The sequence below is a fragment of the Vibrio sp. R10-SG3-ISO3 genome (assembly GCF_059834225.1).
Window position 1 is genome coordinate 30,372 of record NZ_JCBDHE010000016.1, and the last position, 16,880, is coordinate 47,251.

The 16,880-nt window shown below is 49.3% G+C and carries 16 protein-coding genes and 1 other annotated feature; of the genes, 8 read left to right on the plus strand and 8 right to left on the minus strand.

Annotation, left to right across the window (positions count from 1 at the left end; genetic code table 11):
* Nucleotides 1-278: 278 nt before the first annotated feature.
* A complete protein-coding gene (locus tag AC6R1A_RS03595) occupies nucleotides 279-668 on the plus strand; it encodes a DUF3293 domain-containing protein (protein ID WP_500631800.1) in 390 nt (129 codons plus the stop codon).
* An 81-nt stretch (nucleotides 669-749) separates the two neighbouring features.
* Nucleotides 750-1,232: a putative 4-hydroxy-4-methyl-2-oxoglutarate aldolase gene (locus tag AC6R1A_RS03600; RefSeq protein ID WP_500633451.1), complete on the plus strand. Its 483-nt coding sequence runs from the start codon at nucleotides 750-752 to the stop codon at nucleotides 1,230-1,232.
* Here the strand turns inward: AC6R1A_RS03600 and AC6R1A_RS03605 are convergent.
* Nucleotides 1,229-1,693: a hypothetical protein gene (locus AC6R1A_RS03605; protein WP_500633452.1), complete on the minus strand. Its 465-nt coding sequence runs from the start codon at nucleotides 1,691-1,693 to the stop codon at nucleotides 1,229-1,231. The genes AC6R1A_RS03600 and AC6R1A_RS03605 overlap by 4 nt on opposite strands.
* Nucleotides 1,694-2,059: 366 nt before the next feature.
* Nucleotides 2,060-2,181 (plus strand) — a sequence feature (Thr leader region).
* Nucleotides 2,182-2,210: 29 nt separating this feature from the next.
* Between AC6R1A_RS03605 and thrA the strand changes: the two genes are divergently transcribed.
* The 3 genes from thrA to thrC are packed head-to-tail and all read left to right on the plus strand — an operon-like array spanning nucleotide 2,211 to nucleotide 6,923.
* Nucleotides 2,211-4,670 (plus strand): bifunctional aspartate kinase/homoserine dehydrogenase I, encoded by a 2,460-nt coding sequence (gene thrA / locus AC6R1A_RS03610; RefSeq protein ID WP_487901359.1) that lies wholly within the window; start codon nucleotides 2,211-2,213, stop codon nucleotides 4,668-4,670.
* Nucleotides 4,671-4,686: 16 nt separating this feature from the next.
* Entirely contained in the window at nucleotides 4,687-5,643 is a 957-nt protein-coding gene (gene thrB / locus AC6R1A_RS03615) for a homoserine kinase (protein WP_500633453.1), read from the plus strand.
* On the plus strand, nucleotides 5,640-6,923 hold the full coding sequence (gene thrC / locus AC6R1A_RS03620) for a threonine synthase (RefSeq protein ID WP_500633454.1): 1,284 nt from the start codon (nucleotides 5,640-5,642) through the stop codon (nucleotides 6,921-6,923). The genes thrB and thrC overlap by 4 nt, the downstream gene beginning before the upstream one ends.
* A gap of 86 nt (nucleotides 6,924-7,009) precedes the next feature.
* Here the strand turns inward: thrC and AC6R1A_RS03625 are convergent, their stop codons facing one another.
* The 4 genes from AC6R1A_RS03625 to mtnN all read right to left on the minus strand — a co-directional run bounded on the left by AC6R1A_RS03625 (nucleotide 7,010) and on the right by mtnN (nucleotide 10,203).
* Complete coding sequence (locus AC6R1A_RS03625; protein ID WP_500626479.1) at nucleotides 7,010-7,630, minus strand: TRIC cation channel family protein; 621 nt, start codon at nucleotides 7,628-7,630, stop codon at nucleotides 7,010-7,012.
* A 69-nt stretch (nucleotides 7,631-7,699) separates the two neighbouring features.
* A complete protein-coding gene (gene btuF / locus AC6R1A_RS03630; protein ID WP_500631796.1) occupies nucleotides 7,700-8,518 on the minus strand; it encodes a vitamin B12 ABC transporter substrate-binding protein BtuF in 819 nt (272 codons plus the stop codon).
* On the minus strand, nucleotides 8,518-9,492 hold the full coding sequence (locus AC6R1A_RS03635) for a cobalamin biosynthesis family protein (RefSeq protein ID WP_500633455.1): 975 nt from the start codon (nucleotides 9,490-9,492) through the stop codon (nucleotides 8,518-8,520). The genes btuF and AC6R1A_RS03635 overlap by 1 nt, the downstream gene beginning before the upstream one ends.
* A 15-nt stretch (nucleotides 9,493-9,507) precedes the next feature.
* Nucleotides 9,508-10,203, minus strand: a complete 696-nt coding sequence (gene mtnN, locus AC6R1A_RS03640; protein ID WP_500626482.1) for a 5'-methylthioadenosine/S-adenosylhomocysteine nucleosidase — start codon at nucleotides 10,201-10,203, stop codon at nucleotides 9,508-9,510.
* Between the two features lie 235 nt (nucleotides 10,204-10,438).
* Here mtnN and rpsO point away from each other — a divergent pair, with 235 nt between their 5' ends.
* The 3 genes from rpsO (at nucleotide 10,439) to nlpI (ending at nucleotide 14,201) form a co-directional block, all read left to right on the plus strand.
* Nucleotides 10,439-10,708: a 30S ribosomal protein S15 gene (gene rpsO / locus AC6R1A_RS03645; protein ID WP_032551549.1), complete on the plus strand. Its 270-nt coding sequence runs from the start codon at nucleotides 10,439-10,441 to the stop codon at nucleotides 10,706-10,708.
* Nucleotides 10,709-11,024: 316 nt separating this feature from the next.
* Nucleotides 11,025-13,154, plus strand: a complete 2,130-nt coding sequence (gene pnp / locus AC6R1A_RS03650) for a polyribonucleotide nucleotidyltransferase (protein ID WP_500633456.1) — start codon at nucleotides 11,025-11,027, stop codon at nucleotides 13,152-13,154.
* Nucleotides 13,155-13,283: 129 nt separating this feature from the next.
* The gene (nlpI, locus tag AC6R1A_RS03655; RefSeq protein ID WP_500633457.1) at nucleotides 13,284-14,201 is read left to right on the plus strand and encodes a lipoprotein NlpI; all 918 of its coding nucleotides are present in this window, start codon (nucleotides 13,284-13,286) and stop codon (nucleotides 14,199-14,201) included.
* A gap of 50 nt (nucleotides 14,202-14,251) precedes the next feature.
* On the opposite strand, the gene AC6R1A_RS03660 is transcribed toward nlpI, so the two are convergent.
* From AC6R1A_RS03660 to ubiU, 3 genes are all read right to left on the minus strand, one after another.
* Entirely contained in the window at nucleotides 14,252-14,755 is a 504-nt protein-coding gene (locus AC6R1A_RS03660; RefSeq protein ID WP_500633458.1) for a type II secretion system protein, read from the minus strand.
* Between the two features lie 101 nt (nucleotides 14,756-14,856).
* Nucleotides 14,857-15,738, minus strand: coding sequence for a U32 family peptidase (locus AC6R1A_RS03665; RefSeq protein ID WP_500633474.1), 882 nt, complete (start codon nucleotides 15,736-15,738; stop codon nucleotides 14,857-14,859).
* 20 nt (nucleotides 15,739-15,758) lie between these two features.
* Complete coding sequence (gene ubiU, locus AC6R1A_RS03670; protein ID WP_500633459.1) at nucleotides 15,759-16,772, minus strand: ubiquinone anaerobic biosynthesis protein UbiU; 1,014 nt, start codon at nucleotides 16,770-16,772, stop codon at nucleotides 15,759-15,761.
* Between the last annotated feature and the right edge of the window lie 108 nt (nucleotides 16,773-16,880).

A 16,880-nucleotide genomic window follows, 5' to 3' on the forward strand; every position in this document is an offset into this window, starting at 1 on the left:
AGGCAAAAACATAACATACAGGTAATGTCTTGTTGATAATAAACCAAAGACTTTAAAATTACACTGCCTTTAGTTGCCCGCCATCCTTGGTGTCTAACAGACTTGCAGCGAGGTCCCTTAGTCCTCTGTATCCCATTAGTCGTTGAAGCGGATTCTATAATGTTAACAGCATGCTAACAATGCAGAAATGTTAATTCCAATCACTTTGTTGATTTATATCAAGAGTTCTAATGTAACAAATATTAATAGTCTCGAGTAAATGTAAAACTGTTGACGATATGACAATCAATGCTCAGCTGTGGCAAGCCTATCGCGAGCCATTTTTCCGATTTATCAGTACGCCACCTGTTGATGCGTTCGCCATCGTGACGGCGTGGAACCCCGCCAGCCAACGCCTTACCTTAGAGCAAAATCGCCTTCGGCAGCAGGCGATGATCACAAGTCTAGGCGGCGCAGCATGGAGTGAAGTCTTGGTAGGGGATAGCCGTTTTGAATGGAGCGAAGAGAGCCTGGCGGTGACGATGCCGATGCAAACCGCGCTTTCATTGGCCAACCGTTTTGGGCAAAATGCCATTTACTACGTCCAAGGAGAGACGTTGATCTTGGTATCTTGTTTGCCTGATGGTCGACAAGAATCGCTAGGGCAGTGGCGCACTCGATGCCTATAAAGGTCGATTTACCCTCTGGGGTTACGAAGCGAACGTCAGAGAATCAGTTTTAACAATTGAATGTTTCATGGAGGATATACAATGGATATTACGCCTGATATTTGTGATCAGCACGAAGACAAAGTGACACTGCTTGAGTTACCGCTTCAAAGCTTTGGCCGTAAGTTGGCTTTTTGGGGAGAGATCGTCACTATTCGTTGTTATCACGACAATTCCAAAGTGCGAGACATGCTGAGTCAAGATGGCAGCGGAAAGGTGCTGGTAGTCGATGGACATGGTTCGTGTCAAAAAGCGCTACTCGGCGATCAATTGGCGATCATGGCGATCGAAAACAATTGGGAAGGGGTCATTGTTAATGGTGCGGTACGTGATGTCGCGACAATGGCTGAAATGGAGCTAGGCATAAAAGCGCTAGGTACCTGTCCTTTCAAGACTGAGAAGCGCGGTGCGGGTGAAGTTAACGTGACCCTCACCGTACAAAACCAGATGATTCAACCGGGCGACTATATCTATGCGGATTGGAATGGCGTCTTGATGTCTTCTGAGGCGTTAGAGTGGAGTTAGAAGCGAAAGCCTAACCCGACCTCAACGCCTTGTTGCCACTCTTGATAATCGAGAGTGGCATGAATATCGAGGTTTTCAGTCAGCTTCATTCGGCTAGATACTTCGGCTGAGAGCGCTGGCTGACGTTTCCCTTCATCCACACTCTCTATGCTGTAAGAGTGCAAGGTACTTTTCACTGAGAGACGCGGCGTAAGCTGGTAACTCACCCCACTAAGAAATCCTGATTCACTGCTTGTATCACTTTGATTGAGACGCGCACCGACATAGAGATCGATGTTGTCGAACAGAGAATAAGAGTACCCGCCATCAATTTTCCAAGAGTCAAAATCTAAGCTGTCATTTTCACTCGAAAGGAAGAGCTTGTGCGGTGACGTGTGTTGCGAGGTAGGCAAGGGGGGCAAGGTGGCGGCAACAGACGAAAAAGTAGTAAGCAGCAGCAAGAGGCCGATTGTCGTTTTCATACGCCACTCCTTAGCTTATGGTTATGTGGTTTTAGCTCATGGCTATTTCGTTGTCGCTCGATTGATTCGTGCTGTTTTCTCCACTGCCCACATTACGCTTGAGGTGTATTGTCCTTCAAGTCATAACGGAAGGGTAATTATCATTAAAGCACAAAAGTGCACCGTATTGAGCAGAAATTATATAGCATTTGGTTATTAGGCAGAGCATCTGTGGATGATTTGTTATGAGCCTGGTTGCTATGGTCGGTAGATGTGAACCTGGTGCAAGAATAAGCAAATGAAAAAATAGCAAGTTTTCGTTGACTCACTATTCACAAATAGGTTAAACCTATGTGAAGCAAACACATCAAGTAGAATCAAATATGTTTAACAGCTCAGTAATGACCACAACCATTATTATTACCGACACTATTTATGTTGGGGCAGGCTGCTAAGCGAAGGAAATTCAAAAAAAGGCCTGTATCCAACAAGATACAGGCCTTTTTTTATACCCATTTATTATCATTTGGAGGAAGGGATGCGTGTATTAAAGTTTGGCGGTTCGTCTTTGGCGGACGCCGACCGCTTCTTAAGAGCGGCGGATATCATTGCCAATAATGCCCAACAAGAAGAAGTGGCCGTGGTGCTCTCCGCACCGGGTAAAACAACCAACAAGCTCGTGGCTGTGATTGAATCAGCGTTGAAAAACGGAGAGTCTGAACTGCAAATCGCCGAGCTTGAAGATTCGTTCCGCGACCTGTTCCAAGACATCAAACAAGTGCTGCCTTCGATCGATGGCAGTGCCTACAACCATCAAGTGAAAACCTCCCTCTCTCAACTGCGTCAATTTGTTCACGGCATCAACCTACTGGGTATGTGTCCTGATAACGTGAATGCTCGCATCATCAGCAAAGGTGAGCGCGTCTCGATTCAATTGATGAAAGCAGTCTTGGAAGCGAAAGGTCAAGCGGCAAGCTTGATCGATCCGGTTGAGTACCTTTTTGCAAAAGGTGAGCCACTTGAAGCTATGGTAGATGTGGAGATTTCCACTCAGAACTTTCGTCAGAAGCCGCTTCCACAAGGCCATGTCAATATTATGCCGGGCTTTACCGCGGGCAATGACAAAGGTGAGTTAGTCACGTTGGGCCGCAATGGCTCGGACTACTCTGCCGCAGTGTTAGCGGCATGTTTGCGTGCCGATTGCTGCGAGATTTGGACAGATGTTGACGGTGTCTACAACTGCGATCCGCGTTTAGTTGATGACGCGCGTCTGCTTAAGTCACTGAGTTACCAAGAAGCGATGGAGTTGTCGTACTTTGGCGCGTCTGTACTGCATCCCAAAACGATTGCACCGATTGCGCAATTCCATATCCCTTGCCTCATCAAAAACAGTTTTAACCCTCAAGGTGCAGGTACCTTGATTGGCCAAGATACGGGCGAAGACAAGCTGGCGATCAAAGGCATCACGACACTCAACGATTTGACTATGGTTAACGTCTCCGGTCCTGGTATGAAAGGTATGGTGGGCATGGCGAGTCGTGTGTTTGGTGCGATGTCATCGGCGGGCGTCTCTATCGTCTTGATCACTCAGTCATCGTCAGAGTACAGCATCAGCTTCTGTATCGAAGCGCAAGATAAAGCGCTGGCGCAAAAAGCGCTCGCTGATGCGTTTGAGTTGGAGCTGAAAGATGGCTTGCTCGAGCCGGTAGATTTTATCGATAACGTTGCCATTGTGACCCTAGTGGGCGATGGCATGCGCACATCACGCGGTGTGGCCTCTCAGTTCTTCTCGTCGCTTGCGGAAGTGAACGTCAATATTGTTGCGATTGCACAAGGTTCCTCTGAGCGTGCAATCTCGGCGGTGATCCCAGAAGATAAGATCTCTGAATCGATCAAAGCGTGTCATGAAAATCTATTTAACTCAAAGCACTTCCTTGATGTCTTTATTGTCGGTGTCGGCGGTGTGGGCGGTGAGTTGGTGGATCAAATCGAGCGTCAACAAGCCAAGTTAGCAGAAAAAGGCATCGTGCTTCGTGTCTGCGGCCTTGCCAATAGTAAAGGTTTGCTACTTGATAGTGACGGACTGCCTTTGGATCACTGGCGTGATCGTATGAATGGCGCAAGCGAAGAGTTCAGCTTAGCGCGCCTGATCTCGACCGTTCAACGTAATCACATCATCAACCCAGTCTTGGTTGATTGTACCTCGAGCGAAGCGATTGCTAACCAATACGCGGACTTTTTGGCGGCGGGTTTCCACGTCGTTACTCCGAACAAGAAAGCCAATACGGCGAGCATGGCCTACTATCATCAGTTACGCGATGTCGCGCGTAGCTCTCGTCGTAAGCTAATGTACGAAACAACCGTTGGTGCCGGCCTTCCCGTCATCGAAAACCTGCAAAATTTGATTTCAGCGGGTGACGAACTTGAGCGCTTCACTGGTATTTTGTCGGGCTCTCTCTCTTTCATCTTCGGTAAATTGGATGAAGGCATGACGTTGAGCCAAGCGACCAATATCGCTAAAGAGAACGGCTTTACCGAGCCTGACCCACGTGACGACCTGTCCGGTATGGATGTCGCACGTAAGCTGCTTATTCTGGCTCGTGAAGCGGGTATGAATCTTGAGCTTGAAGATGTCGTGGTCGATCAGGCGCTGCCGCCAGGCTTTGATGATTCTGGTACGGTAGACGAGTTTATGGCGCGTCTTCCTCAAGCGGACGCTTACTTTCAAGAGCTGTCAAAGCAGGCAGCCCAAGAGGGTAAAGTACTGCGCTACGTTGGTGAAATCAAAGATGGAGAGTGCCGAGTTAGCATGGCGGCGGTCGATGAGAACGACCCTATGTTCAAAATCAAAGATGGTGAAAATGCGCTGGCGTTTTACAGCCGTTACTATCAGCCCATTCCTTTGGTTCTACGTGGCTATGGTGCGGGCACGGAAGTGACTGCCGCGGGCGTCTTTGCTGACGTGATGCGTACACTTGGCTGGAAATTAGGGGTGTAATGCAATGAGTCGTGGTATGGATGTAGTGGTATACGCTCCAGCGTCAATTGGTAACGTCAGTGTGGGTTTTGATGTACTTGGCGCCGCGGTGTCACCTGTGGATGGCACCTTACTTGGTGATCGTGTGTTGGTGAAAGCTGGGAATGACGCGTTTGACCTACGCACCGCAGGTCGTTTCGTCGATAAGCTGCCGAGCGATGCGAAAGAGAATATTGTCTATCACTGCTGGCAAGTGTTCTCGCGAGAGCTGGACAAAAAAGGGCAGACCGTATTGCCGGTTGAGATGACGTTAGAGAAAAACATGCCGATTGGTTCAGGGCTTGGCTCAAGCGCCTGTTCTATTGTCGCGGCATTGGATGCGCTTAACCGTTTTCATGGACAGCCTTTAGATGAAACCGAACTACTGGCGTTGATGGGGGAAATGGAAGGTCAAATTTCCGGTGGTATCCATTACGACAACGTTGCGCCCTGCTATTTAGGTGGCGTGCAGTTGATGTTGGAAGAGCTCGGTATCATCAGCCAAGAAGTGCCTTGTTTTGATGATTGGTACTGGGTGATGGCTTACCCGGGCATTAAAGTGTCGACGGCACAAGCGCGCGCTATTTTGCCCGCTCAGTACCGTCGCCAAGATATTATTGCTCACGGTCGCCACTTGGCGGGCTTTATTCACGCGTGCCACTCGGGTCAGTCTGAGTTGGCTGCGAAAATGATCAAAGACGTGATCGCAGAACCATATCGTGAGAAACTGCTGCCTGGTTTTGCGGATGCGCGTAAATACGCGGCATCGGCGGGCGCCTTAGCAACGGGCATCTCAGGAAGTGGTCCCACACTATTTAGTGTTTGCAAAGACAAAGACGTCGCCGAGCGGGTTGCTCACTGGCTCGAGCAGAACTACGTACAAAATGAAGAAGGATTCGTCCATGTTTGTCGTTTGAACAAACAAGGGTCGACAGTAACAGGAAGTGAGCTATGAAGCTTTACAACATAAAAGAAAATGATGAACAAGTTTCCTTTGGCCAAGCCGTTCGCCAAGGGTTAGGTCGCAATCAAGGCCTATTTTTTCCATCCGAACTGCCAACATTCGATGATGTGGATGCGCTTTTAGCAGAGGATTTTGTTTCTCGTAGCACCAAGATTTTGTCGGCATTGATCGGCGATGAACTGACGCAAGAGCAAGTGCATTCGATGGTGGATGCGGCATTCCAATTCCCAGCACCGATCAACAAAGTGAAAGATGGGGTCTACGCACTAGAGTTGTTCCACGGCCCAACGCTGGCGTTCAAAGACTTTGGCGGCCGTTTTATGGCGCAATCTTTAGCAGCCGTGTCTGATGGCGGCAAAATTACCATTTTAACGGCCACATCCGGTGATACGGGCGCAGCGGTAGCCCATGCCTTCTATGGTATGGAAGACATCAATGTTGTGATCCTTTATCCGAAAGGTAAGATCAGCCCACTGCAAGAGAAGCTGTTCTGTACCTTGGGTCAAAATATCCATACTGTCGCTATCGATGGTGATTTTGATGCCTGTCAGGCACTAGTAAAGCAAGCCTTTGATGATGCAGCGCTGCGTGAAGAGATTGGTCTTAACTCTGCTAACTCAATCAACATCAGCCGCCTAATGGCGCAAATCTGTTACTACTTTGAAGCGGCTGCTCAGTTGAGTAAAGCCGAGCGTGAGAACCTAGTGATCTCAGTACCAAGTGGTAACTTTGGTAATCTTACCGCCGGTCTACTCGCAAAAGCGTTGGGCTTGCCGATCAAACGCTTCATTGCGGCGACGAACGCCAACGATACTGTGCCACGTTATCTAGAGACCGGTCAGTGGGAACCTAAGCCAACTGTCGCGACAACCTCCAATGCGATGGATGTCAGCCAGCCAAACAACTGGCCGCGCATCGAAGAGCTATGCCGCGTCAAAGAGTGGGGCTTGGAGACACTAGGTAAAGGCGCTGTTTCTGATGACCAAAGTGCTCAGTCAGTCAAAGCGTTGCATTCTTTGGGTTACTTATGTGAGCCACACGGCGCGATTGCTTACCGCGTATTGGATGAGCAGCTTCAAGAGGGCGAAACGGGGTTATTCCTGTGTACTGCCCATCCAGCCAAATTCAAAGAAGTGGTTGATGAGATTCTGGATACCGATATTGAACTGCCAGGCCCCCTTGCCAAGCATGCCGCGATGGAACTCTTGTCTGAAGATTTAGGCAACGATTTTGACGCACTGAAGCAGGTTCTACGCCGCGTGCAAAAATAACGTCTAGATCGGCGTTAGATTAAGCAAAAAGGTCACTCATCGTAGTGACCTTTTTGTTGTGTTTCTATATGTTGGTTTAACGCGATTTAGCGGTTAATCGCAAAGGTGGGCAGTGATAAATGCCAGCGAATCGCCCCTAGACGAATCAGCAAGGTAGACAAGACGCCTGATAAGAAAGCGGTGTTGGTGTCATAACCCATGCTGAGGGCGGTTGTGTGAAAAGCGCCGCCGACAATACAGGCCGTCGCGTACACTTCACTGCGCAATACCATTGGGACTTCTCGGGCTAACACGTCGCGTATGATGCCCCCGCCACAACCGGTTAACACGCCCATGATGACGGCCACCAAAGCCGAATCTTGATAGACCATGGCTTTTTCCACGCCAATACCGACAAACGCCGCCAGACCAATCGCATCACATACCGGCAGTATCCACCACGCCACGCGCTTAGGGCGGCGGACGATCAACATCGTCAGCAAGCAGGTCGACAAAATCACCCACAAGTAATTGGTATCGGTGATCCAAAACACAGGCGTGGCACCCAGCGCCATATCTCGAATGGTGCCACCACCAATGGCCGTCACACTACCCAGTACCACTACGCCAAAGGGATCCATTTTTAAACGGCCTGCCAGCAGGACGCCAGAGATAGCAAAGATAGCCGTACCGAATAAGTCAAAAAAGTAGAGCAGCATAGTGTCCATGACACGAGTTTCTCTTCATTTGCAGCAAAAACAGGAGGCGCAATTGTAAGGGAAAGGCTCGCGCCATCGCTAGCGTTTTTCTCGCGCCTGCTGAAAATAGTCACACACTTGCTTAATGGCCTTGAGGGTGCGCATAGTGGGTCGATTGATCCAGTCTGAGTGGAGTGACCATACGTTGTTGGCTTGAACGGCAGTTAACTCGCTCTGCCAACGTTGCCACATGCTGCCATTGGCAATGGCGTGCTCGGAGGTAAACATGACCTCAGGATTGGCGAGCAGCACTTGCTCCATTCCCACTTGAGGGTAGGGCATGGCTGCATCTTCAAACACATTGACGCCGCCGCAAAAAGTAAACACTTCGCTCGGCCAGTTTCCTTGCGCAATACTGATGATGGGTGATTCGCTCAATTGATAGAAATAGCGTACAGGTTGCGAGGTGTCGTAGCGCTGAGCCATATCATTCAGCGTTTGCCTAAACTGCTCGGCTCGCTGTTTGGCGACCGATGGGTCGTCAGCAAACTGCCCTAAGCGTTCAATATTGTCTGCGATGTCTTGGATGGAGTGCGCTTGTGAGTAATAAATCTCAAAGCCAAGCTGAGCCAGTTTATCGAGCTCCTTGGCGGGATTTCCGCCCGGCCACGCGAGAATCAAATCCGGCTCCAAGGCAATGATTCTCTCGAGCTTAAAGCCTTGGTAGTTGGCGACTCGCTCTATGCGCTGCGCTTGATCAGGGTAATCGCTGTACTCGGAGACGCCGATCAGTTTATCGCCAAGCCCAGCACTAAACGCCAACTCAGTGGTGTGAGGGGACAAGCTGACGATGCGTTCGATGGCCCACGAAGGGGCACTAGTCAGTACCAACAGCGCGAAAAGAGGTCGCAATCTCATTAGAATCCTTGATAAATCATTGCCATAAGCAGGCTTTGTAACACAAACCAGACGAGTAATCGTTGGTTGAGTAAAGTCAGGACTTGGGCAACATGAATGGCTGACGGGGCGATTCGCCCGCCGAGTTTCGCTCGGATACGCTTTTTGCTCGCTTGATGTTTGGCATCGGTGGGGTAGATGGCAGGCCCACCCATCGACAACTCCAGCTTCGCGCCAACACTCACCAATAGCCAAGCCGGGCCAGGTAACGGCCATTGCCTCGCTTGCTCTCTCAGTAAGAGATAAGTCGCACGGCTACGCTGACCCAGCAATATAAAGAGGCTATAAAGGCGCAGCGGTAACCAGTCGAGTATCGCGACAACGCGCACCGCGGGTAGCCCAAATGGATGAAAGTATTCACGAGAAGGTGACCATGCCCTCGCCAGTTCGACACACATGCGATACAAAAAGGCGCCAGTCGCACCAGAGATGCCATACCAAAATAAGACGCCAATCAGATTGCGTCCGTACGACATTGTCAACGTTTCTACGCCCGCTTTCCCAAGCCCAAGTAGCGACAACGGACGGGTTTCTCGATTGAGATAGGGGCGAATAAGCAGCCGAGCTTGCTCTTTATCATTGCGAGCGAGCGCTTCAACAAAGAGGCGGCCAAAACGTTGGGTATTGCGCCACTCTATCGCCAGCAGCAAAAACGCGAGTTCGAATAGGGCGGGTTGCCAAACCAAGGGTTTGAGCGCGATTAAGACCGCCAGTGTCGGCAGTATCATTAAGCCCCATGCCAGTGTCCCAGAGATGAGGCTGTGCGAGTAGCTGGCGCGGGTATTGACCTTCTCAGCTAACTGCTCGGCAAATTTGTGCCAGAGGATTGCAGGGTGCGCCTCTCTGGGGAAAGGAAGCAGCCAGTTGCAAAGCAGGGCGCCCCACATCACCAGCAGTGCGCCCCCAGCGTAGAATTGAGTGAACAGATCTTCCATGATGCTCCACTGCGCTTATTTCAGTAACTGAACCATATTGATCACCATTTCCGAAGAACTTTGCGCAGCCAGAGGTAAAAACTCTTCAAAGCTCATCGGTGACTCTTTGTCTGCAACATCAGAGATTGCGCGGACGACAACAAAAGGCACCGCGAACTGATGACACGTCTGAGCAATGGCAGAAGCCTCCATCTCTACGGCAATGACAGATGGGAAGTGGGTACGGATAAAGGCTTGACGCTCTGCGGTGCAGACAAACGCATCGCCAGTACAAATCAGACCGCGTAGCGCGTGTTTGTCGTCCATTTTTGCTAGTGCTTGCTCAGCGACGGCCATCAATTTTTCATCCGCCGCGAACGCAGCAGGTTGGCCGGCCATTTGGCCCATTTCATAGCCAAACGCGGTCACATCGGCGTCATGGTGGCGAACTTCACTCGAAATCACGACATCACCAAGATTTAGCGATGAGTCGAACCCGCCCGCAGAGCCAGTGTTGATCACGACGTCTGGTTGATGCTCACTGATCAACAAGGTGGTGCCGACGGCCGCGGCCACTTTACCGATACCAGATTGCAGCAATACGACATCCACACCGTGAAGTTGACCTGCATAAAAGGTGCAGCCTGCCTTAGTCGTGGTTTGGACGTTGTCTAACGCGTCTTTTAGAATCGCAACTTCTTGCGCCATCGCGCCGATAATACCGATTTTCATAATGAATCCTGTTCATTTTCACTAGAATACTGTTTGCCCGACAGTTTATCAGAAAAATGCCGCAGGGCACCCTTTGTCGCCGCGGCGCTACCGCACCCACCATTGGTGCAACCCTTGATAACCAAAATACTTATTGCACCGCCTAGTCGCATCCCCTATAATTCGCGCTCCTCGTGTCGGCTGAATCAGAGATTGGCTGGCACAAATATTAACTTACTCTTATTAGGAGAGAATGATGTCTCTGAATGCAGAAACTAAAGCAGCAATCGTTGCAGAATACGCGCGCTCTGAAGGCGACACTGGTTCACCAGAAGTTCAAGTAGCTCTACTTACAGCTTCTATCAACCACCTACAAGGTCACTTCAAAGCTCACAAAGGCGATCACCACAGCCGTCGTGGTCTTCTACGTATGGTTTCTAGCCGTCGTAAGCTTCTAGACTACCTAAAAGGTAAAGATCTAGGTCGCTACCAAGAGCTAATCAAACGTCTAGGCCTACGTCGCTAATCAGCGTCTGCATAGAATAGTTTGTAAAAAAGGGGCTTATAGCCCCTTTTTTGTTGTCTAAATTTAGCCAAACCTCATTTATGCCGTTATACTACGGGCGGCAAATCCTGATTAGGATTTTCAATTAGCTCATTGCATTACAATTGCCATTTGGGCCAGTCATAGAATTTAGTTTCCAGCTTCTCACCGATAACTTAGCCCTTAGGTTGGGAGTTAGAAACTAAACTCTAGACTGTTTAATTCGTAATGCCTTGAGTCTTAATCCACTCTTTTTAGGTTTCGCATCACGGCGTGAACCTAGACACAAGGAATAACAATGTTTGAAAAACCAGTTGTTAAAACGTTCCAGTACGGTAACCACACAGTTACTCTAGAAACTGGCGTTATTGCACGTCAAGCTACGGCTGCCGTTATGGTCACTATGGACGATACCGCGGTATTCGTTTCTGTCGTAGGTAAAAAAGAAGCGGTTGAAGGTCAAGACTTCTTCCCTCTAACAGTAAACTACCAAGAGCGTACTTACGCTGCAGGTAAAATCCCTGGTGGTTTCTTCAAGCGTGAAGGTCGTCCTTCTGAAGGTGAAACGCTAACGGCTCGTCTAATCGACCGCCCAATCCGTCCACTATTCCCAGATTCGTTCAAAAACGAAGTACAAGTTATCGCAACTGTTGTTTCTGTTAACCCAGACGTACAGCCAGACATCGTAACTATGATTGGTACTTCAGCTGCGCTAGCTATCTCTGGTATCCCATTCAATGGTCCTATCGGTGCAGCGCGCGTTGGTCACGTTGATGGTCAACTTGTTCTTAACCCAAGCAACACAGAGCTAGAAACGTCTAAGCTTGACCTAGTTGTAGCGGGTACTGAAGCCGCTGTTCTAATGGTTGAGTCAGAAGCTGACAACCTAACAGAAGAAGAGATGCTATCTGCAGTGGTTTACGGCCACGACCAACAGCAAGTTGTTATCAATGCGATCAATGAGTTCGCAGCTGAAGTGGCGACTCCTGCTTGGGATTGGGTTGCTCCAGAAGAGAACACTGCGCTTGTAAACAAGATTGCAGAACTTGCAGAAGCTAAACTAGTAGAAGCTTACCAAATCACTGAAAAGATGGCGCGTTACGACCGTATCCACGCTATCGCAGGTGAAGTAAACGATGTTCTGCTTGCTGAAGATCCAGAAGCAAACACGAAAGAAATCCACACTATCTTCCACGATCTAGAGAAGACAGTGGTACGTCGCAGCATCATCGCGGGCAACCCACGTATCGATGGTCGTGAAAAAGACATGGTTCGTGCGCTAGACGTACGCACTGGTGTTCTTCCACGTACTCACGGCAGCGCACTATTCACTCGTGGTGAAACTCAGGCGCTAGTGACGGCAACTCTTGGTACGCAGCGTGATGCTCAAATCATCGACGAGCTAACTGGTGAGCGTAAAGATCACTTCTTACTACACTACAACTTCCCTCCATACTGTGTAGGTGAGACTGGTTTTGTAGGTTCTCCGAAGCGTCGTGAAATCGGCCACGGTAAACTAGCTAAGCGTGGTATTGCTGCGGTAATGCCATCAGTAGACGAGTTCCCATACACTGTACGTGTTGTATCAGAAATCACAGAATCTAACGGTTCTTCTTCAATGGCTTCGGTATGTGGTACGTCTCTAGCTCTTATGGACGCTGGTGTACCAATTAAATCTTCTGTTGCGGGTATCGCAATGGGTCTTGTTAAAGAAGGCGACGATTTCGTTGTTCTTTCTGACATCCTTGGTGACGAAGACCACCTAGGTGACATGGACTTTAAAGTAGCAGGTACTAACACTGGTATTACTGCACTTCAGATGGACATCAAGATTGAAGGTATCACTAAAGAGATCATGCAAATTGCGCTTAACCAAGCACAAGGTGCACGTAAGCACATCCTATCTGTAATGGATGAAGCTATCTCTGGTGCTCGTGAAGATATCTCTGAGTTCGCTCCGCGTATCCACACTATGAAGATCAGCGCTGAGAAGATCAAAGACGTTATCGGTAAAGGTGGTGCAGTTATCCGTGCTCTAACTGAAGAGACAGGTACAACTATCGAAATCGAAGACGACGGCACAATCAAGATTGCAGCAACGGAAGGCGCGGCAGCGAAAGAAGCTATCCGCCGCATCGAAGAGATCACGGCTGAAGTTGAAGTGGGCCGCATCTACACGGGTAAAGTGGCTCGTCTAGCTGACTTTGGTGCATTTGTAACAATCCTTCCAGGTAAAGATGGTCTAGTACACATCTCTCAAATTGCTGACAAGCGTGTAGAGAAAGTGTCTGACTACCTTGCAGAAGGTCAAGAAGTTCAAGTGAAAGTGCTTGAGATTGACCGTCAAGGCCGCGTTCGTCTAAGCATGAAAGAAGCGGTAGAGAAAGCGGAAGAAGCGGCAGAAGAGAAGCCAGCGTCTGACGCATAATCGCGTTTGCCTCCTAAGGGGGTAAATTAGATTATTACTCTAAAAGCATGTTATAAAGGGAGCATTACGCTCCCTTTATTATTTTCAGGGATTTCGCTAAGCCTCGCTTAGCTACAGGAGTATCTATTTGTGAAATGGTTTCAAACCGCAACTCTAGGCCTGACCCTTCTCATTACCGCAGGCTGTGCCACTCAGTCTCACCAAAATGCGGAGTGGCTCTACCCTCCCATGGCTGTCCCTCTGCAAGCCAGTGTTCAACAGGAAGTGCAAATAGCGCGTTTGAGTCAGTTACTGCAACGTACGGATCTGAATGATGATGTGCGGGCGAAGATGCTTTATGAGCGTGGAAACTACTATGACAGTGTTGGTCTGCGTGACTTAGCTCGACTCGATTTCAATCAGTCTTTGTCACTCAATCCCGCGCAGCCCGATCTGTTTAACCTGCTTGGCGTCTACTTTACCCAAATTGGTGAATTCGACGCAGCGTACGATGCGTTCGATTCGACGTTAGAGCTCGATCCTGAGAACTCTTATGCGGCGCGCAATCGAGCTATTGCCTTGTACTATGGCGATCGACTTGATCTTGCTCTTGAAGACATGAACAAGCATTTTGCCGAGGAGCAGAGTGATCCGTTTCGAGCGCTGTGGCTCTACATCATTGAAGCGGAGCGCGCACCAGAGCAAGCCCGTACGACCTTGCTTGAGCGTTATCATGACCGAGATGAGCAGTGGGGATGGGTGCTGGTGGCGATCACGTTAGGTGAAGTGTCGGAGCAGCAAGCCTTTAAAGCGATCTTAGCGGGAACCCGTGATAACACGTTGCTGGCTCAGCGTCTCACTGAAGCGTATTTCTACCTAGGCAAGCGCTATCAAAGCGAAGGGGATTTCGCTAGTGCAATCTCTTTATATAAGCTCGCGATCTCCTTCAATGTGTATGAGTATGTCGAGCACCGCTACTCTTTCTTGGAACTGAGCCGGATTTATAACCAAGTGAAAGCGGAACAGCTCGCCAAAGCGAAGCAGCAAGCCATAGAGGCGACCCAATAATGAATAAAGCCATCGCAATGCGATGGCTTTATTCATGGTGTGATAGGAGATTAGCAACCTGAGATCACGGTTTGATAGACCGGAGGGGTACTGGCATCACTGGCTTGAGTGTACTGGAAGTAGCAGTTGTCATCTTTACTTTGCCCGTCATCATCAAAGTCATAGCCGATGTAGGTCTCAGAGATTCCTTCGTACTCAATCACGAAACTCTCATCAAGCACGATGCGTTTTTCAATATCGGTATTGTCGAGGTAATTCCATTTCAGGCGGATGTCAAACTCGCCATTGCCATCGAGATCGATGTCCAATAAATCATCTCGATTCGGTACTGCTTGAGTAGAGTAACTTGGCATCTGAGATTTCATATTGATGAGGTTGTTAGCGGTTTCAACACTGACTTCGATCTGTTCCAATACGCGGATACGGCTGTCTGTCCAAAGGTTCAACATCTTAGGCAGTGCCGCCACTGCCAATATACCGAGAATGATAATCACAGTGACCAACTCAATAAGAGTAAAGCCTTCCTGTGCACCTCTACCATTACCAAACTGCATTAAAAACCTTGTGCCATCACTACAACTTATCGCACCACTATATCGCTATCGGTAGCGATTTTCAGCTGTGAAGTGATGCAAAGGTGATGGCTATCTACACGTTAAGTGATGTTTTTCACTTCAAGCCCAGCAATTTGATGCCAGTAGCCATTGCATTGGCGATCGTGCAACATCTGAGGTTTTTGACCTTGTTCATTGGCTTTAAACTCGCTGACGTGTGAAAAGGTCTCCAATCCGAGTGGGCTTAAGCGCACCACATCGACCAAGCCTTGCATGCTCGGCAAGTCATTGACCAAGTTATAGCAATAACCGGATTGCGTTTGAATGCCATTGAGGTTGAAGACCTCTTGCCCCTCCTGGCTGCGTACCTTGAGACCCGTCGGGTATTTTATGCAGCAGGTTTCGCATTCATCCTTGGCGCGGTTTTCCGCACGCGCGGTAAAACAGCGCGCTGAATAGGCCAAAGGCAGGTAACCGTGGCTGAACACTTCAACATCAAATTGGCCGCGAATGCCTAGATCCTCACATTGCGATAAGGTGTTTGAGAGCCACTCTCGCGAGAGCTCAACGGGCATGCACCAGCGTATCATCCCTTGTTTAAGAAACAGCTTTAACGTGTGGGCGTTGTAGGTATTGACCGCAGGGCCGACCACAAAAGGCACTTTGTGTTGTGAGGCGAGCTGAATCGCGGAGACATCGTTCGCTTCAATAGCGAAGTCACCATTGTCGATGTACTTTTTCATCACGTTGACTTCACTCGGCGCTTCAAGAAGTGCCATGGTGGAGAGCACCACCTGTTTACCTGCTTGGCTCAGCTCTTGCGCCAAGCCAAACCAGTGGCTAGGTTTCATCTCACGTCGTTTAGAGCAGACGCTTTCGCCTAAGTAGAGAATATCCGCATCGCTCTGCTTCGCTTGTTGATAAAAGTCTTCAACGTTCTGCTTTGGCCAGAAGTAGAGTAAGGGGCCAAGGGCGTATTTCATCGTGTTTTCCATATCAGTCTCTACTGCCATTTACGGTGGTATGCACCCAGTGTGGTTTGTGTCCCTTCGGAAACGTTCGCAAGAGTTGCATCCCACTGCGGTTCCACCTGATACTGCTCTGGCGTGGATTGGTAGCGGTCAATAGCAGCGCGCCATGTTCGCGTGACTTGCTCGACGTACGCCGGGCTGCGCTGGCGTCCTTCAATTTTGACCGAAGCCACATTCGCCGCAAACAGCTCAGGTAGCATAGACAAAGTATTCAAGCTGGTCGGCTCTTCAAGAGCGTGATAGCGCTTGTGCTCTCCTGCGATCTCTGCGTCAAAACGCCCTTTGCATAGGGTAGGGTAGCCAGCGTTTTCGCCCGCTTGATAGCGATCAATCAGGATATCATTGAGGCGTGATTCTAATCCTTGCTCGGTCTCTTGCCAGCGGACGTATTTCGCGGGCGAGCAGGCACCAACGGTATTGGGGGACTCTCCTGTCATGTATGAGGATAGGTAGCAACGACCTTCCGACATGATGCACAAACTGCCAAAGGCAAACACTTCCAGTTCGACATCTGAGGTGATGTTGCGAGACAGCTGTTTTACCTGATGAATTGAGAGAACACGAGGCAGCACGACACGTTTGACGTTGAAGTTCTGTTGGTAGAATTCGATTGCGGCAACATTGGTGGCTGAAGCTTGGACCGATAAGTGCAGCTCAAGATCTGGGTATTTATTGGCGGCGTAATCGAGCACCGCAATGTCTGCGACGATCAAGGCGTCCACGCCTAAATCGGCTGCACGATCGACGGCGTTGGTCCAGCGTTCAAACCCATTCGGATGAGCAAAGGTATTCAACGCAATATGAATTTTTTTGTTGTGGTCATGAACGTAGTCGACCGCTTTGTCGAGCTTCTTACCTTGAAAGTTGAGGCCTGCGAAGTGACGAGCATTGGTGTCATCTTTAAAGCCGATGTAGACCGCGTCAGCACCGCAATCAATCGCGGTTTTTAAAGCAGGAAGATTGCCTGCTGGGCATAGGAGTTCCATTGCACATTACCCGTTCTTAATCCGCCACGTCCAAGGCGTGGGCGAAGAGGTGTCAAAGTATGCTGGGCATTTTATGAAGGTTTATGAATAGCAAATTTGATGTGAGGC

What these genes read in the sequence shown, in the direction of transcription:
- AC6R1A_RS03595 (WP_500631800.1), top strand. Translation starts at nt 279, where the DNA reads ATGACAATCAATGCTCAGCTGTGGCAAGCCTATCGCGAGCCATTTTTC.
- AC6R1A_RS03600 (WP_500633451.1), top strand. Translation starts at nt 750, where the DNA reads ATGGATATTACGCCTGATATTTGTGATCAGCACGAAGACAAAGTGACA.
- AC6R1A_RS03605 (WP_500633452.1), bottom strand. Translation starts at nt 1,693, where the DNA reads ATGAAAACGACAATCGGCCTCTTGCTGCTGCTTACTACTTTTTCGTCT.
- thrA (WP_487901359.1), top strand. Translation starts at nt 2,211, where the DNA reads ATGCGTGTATTAAAGTTTGGCGGTTCGTCTTTGGCGGACGCCGACCGC.
- thrB (WP_500633453.1), top strand. Translation starts at nt 4,687, where the DNA reads ATGGATGTAGTGGTATACGCTCCAGCGTCAATTGGTAACGTCAGTGTG.
- thrC (WP_500633454.1), top strand. Translation starts at nt 5,640, where the DNA reads ATGAAGCTTTACAACATAAAAGAAAATGATGAACAAGTTTCCTTTGGC.
- AC6R1A_RS03625 (WP_500626479.1), bottom strand. Translation starts at nt 7,630, where the DNA reads ATGGACACTATGCTGCTCTACTTTTTTGACTTATTCGGTACGGCTATC.
- btuF (WP_500631796.1), bottom strand. Translation starts at nt 8,518, where the DNA reads ATGAGATTGCGACCTCTTTTCGCGCTGTTGGTACTGACTAGTGCCCCT.
- AC6R1A_RS03635 (WP_500633455.1), bottom strand. Translation starts at nt 9,492, where the DNA reads ATGGAAGATCTGTTCACTCAATTCTACGCTGGGGGCGCACTGCTGGTG.
- mtnN (WP_500626482.1), bottom strand. Translation starts at nt 10,203, where the DNA reads ATGAAAATCGGTATTATCGGCGCGATGGCGCAAGAAGTTGCGATTCTA.
- rpsO (WP_032551549.1), top strand. Translation starts at nt 10,439, where the DNA reads ATGTCTCTGAATGCAGAAACTAAAGCAGCAATCGTTGCAGAATACGCG.
- pnp (WP_500633456.1), top strand. Translation starts at nt 11,025, where the DNA reads ATGTTTGAAAAACCAGTTGTTAAAACGTTCCAGTACGGTAACCACACA.
- AC6R1A_RS03660 (WP_500633458.1), bottom strand. Translation starts at nt 14,755, where the DNA reads ATGCAGTTTGGTAATGGTAGAGGTGCACAGGAAGGCTTTACTCTTATT.
- AC6R1A_RS03665 (WP_500633474.1), bottom strand. Translation starts at nt 15,738, where the DNA reads ATGAAATACGCCCTTGGCCCCTTACTCTACTTCTGGCCAAAGCAGAAC.
- ubiU (WP_500633459.1), bottom strand. Translation starts at nt 16,772, where the DNA reads ATGGAACTCCTATGCCCAGCAGGCAATCTTCCTGCTTTAAAAACCGCG.